This is a genomic window from Nostoc sp. LEGE 12454, from assembly GCF_056620565.1.
Map to the genome: position 1 here is coordinate 1 of NZ_JBWQXL010000111.1, position 1799 is coordinate 1799.

3 protein-coding genes are annotated in these 1799 nt (G+C 41.7%); all 3 read right to left on the reverse strand.

The features are described from left to right. A partial coding sequence (locus AC1F2U_RS34640; RefSeq protein WP_480265260.1) for a hypothetical protein occupies positions 1 to 280 on the reverse strand: 280 nt, incomplete at its 3' end. A 99-nt stretch (positions 281 to 379) separates the two neighbouring features. Continuing rightward, positions 380 to 958 (reverse strand): DsbA family protein, encoded by a 579-nt coding sequence (locus AC1F2U_RS34645; protein WP_480265261.1) that lies wholly within the window; start codon positions 956 to 958, stop codon positions 380 to 382. Positions 959 to 1280: 322 nt separating this feature from the next. Next, the gene (locus tag AC1F2U_RS34650) at positions 1281 to 1559 is read right to left on the reverse strand and encodes a hypothetical protein (protein ID WP_480265262.1); all 279 of its coding nucleotides are present in this window, start codon (positions 1557 to 1559) and stop codon (positions 1281 to 1283) included. Positions 1560 to 1799: the final 240 nt, after the last annotated feature.

Below are 1799 nucleotides of genomic sequence, written 5' to 3' on the forward strand. Positions count from 1 at the left end.
CCCGCTTCGTCGTTGCCACATCATCAGCAAGAGAAGTGAGCGGAATCTGCACAGCAGTCACTTTGTAGCCATCCTGCTCTAACAATGGAATAACGTGTTGCCATGATGTACCGTCAGCATAAGCCCCATGAACGAGAACGATCGCAGGTTTAGAGTTGGACGTTTGAGGTAATTCCTTAGAGGTGGCTGGTGTTGGGTGCATTGATATTCCAACGACAACACTTAATGCAAATAACCACAGCAACAATTTTTGAACTTTTTTCCATGTAAAAAGCATCATGGCGATCGCCTCTGTATTCTTGCTAATTTGCTGAAATCTCTGATTCTTGTCGTGCGTCTAAAAATTATGAAATACTTGTTAAGATAAGCATCAAAAACCTTAATCATTTGCAGCAACAATGGCTGCCATTATCTGCTCAACAGTCCAGCGATGCCTGGGTTGGGCTACGCCTACGGGATAGCGAATTCCATTAATAAACAGTGCTGGGGCAGCCGTTACTCCACTGTATAATCCACCTTCAATATCTTCATTGATGCGATCGATGTAGACTTTTTTAGATATATCTTGCAGAAATTGGGAAATATCAAGTCCTAGATTATTGGCATACTCCACCAGATAGCCGTTTCCCAACTCTTGTTGATGGCTGAACAGCATTTCATGCATTGACCAAAATTGACCTTGGACAGCAGCCGCTTCAGCTGCTTCAGCAGCACGTTGAGCATGAGAATGAATCTCTATCTGTGGAAAATGACGGAAGATGAAACACAAATAATTCTCCCCCAAAGAAACACTAAGGTGTCGCCCAATGACTTTAATCAGCCTGTAAGCGTCCGCACTTTGAGAACATTCATAGTCCCCATACATCACAAGCACAACTGTGGCATTCAGCATACCTTTTATGTGATCTTGTGTTGAAGGTGGGACGAATAACAAACCGCGATCGCGGTCAAAACTCACTGAAACCTCCGAAGAAGAAAATGCTCATCGCCAGCGATCTCTTCTGAAATCCTTGTACTACCTGAGCTAAAATCTAGTTTTTGGAAAGGCCTAAGTCATTCAGAAGAAAATTAGATGGTGCGTTAACAAAATGTAATAAAGTATACCAGAAACCCCACTTGCATTCCTCTCCCCGTTGGCGTCAGCCTGCCGTTAGGCAAGCGGAGAGAGGCTTTGAAATTCCCATTCCCTTGTAGTCAAGGGGGGCTAGGGGGTTAGGTTTCCGAGCCTCAGAAGTTACCAAAAATACTTTTCAAACATCCTCTAAGGTTTAAAAACACGCTCACAAGCAAAATCCCCGGCAGCCTGCTAGCAAAGTTTTTTTCTTATCTAGAGCAGCATTTCTATTTTGAGATTGAGTTTGTTTGATGCTGTAATTAATTTTCAGGGCATCGTCTCCTAATGTATTGTGCTTTTTAATCGCTGTGTTTAAGGTAGGTGCATTCAGATTATTCTCTAGAGTCATACCCTGATTGATTTTGGCAATAGCAGAGTTTCCAGAGAAAGCTATTGCGCCAACGATTACGACTCCTAAACCTTTAGCCAAATTCCAAACATCCATAATTGTATTCCGCCTTTTTTACCAATTCTAAATATTCTTTGACATCAATTAACTAGAGGATATCGCCGCCAGTGAGCAACTAAACGTTTACATACTTTTGTTGAAGCTTTGGCGGCTTTCTGTACAAATATATGCAATTAACTCTAACTTGTCGTCCCCTAAAAGTTGAAACTTTTGCTCAATAGAATGATTGATAAATCAGTCCATATCAAAATGGAAGGTTGGCTCCAACTAAAGTTG

Bases quoted from the DNA above. Each gene is read 5' to 3' on its own strand.
- AC1F2U_RS34650 (WP_480265262.1), bottom strand. From the start codon at position 1,559: ATGGATGTTTGGAATTTGGCTAAAGGTTTAGGAGTCGTAATCGTTGGC.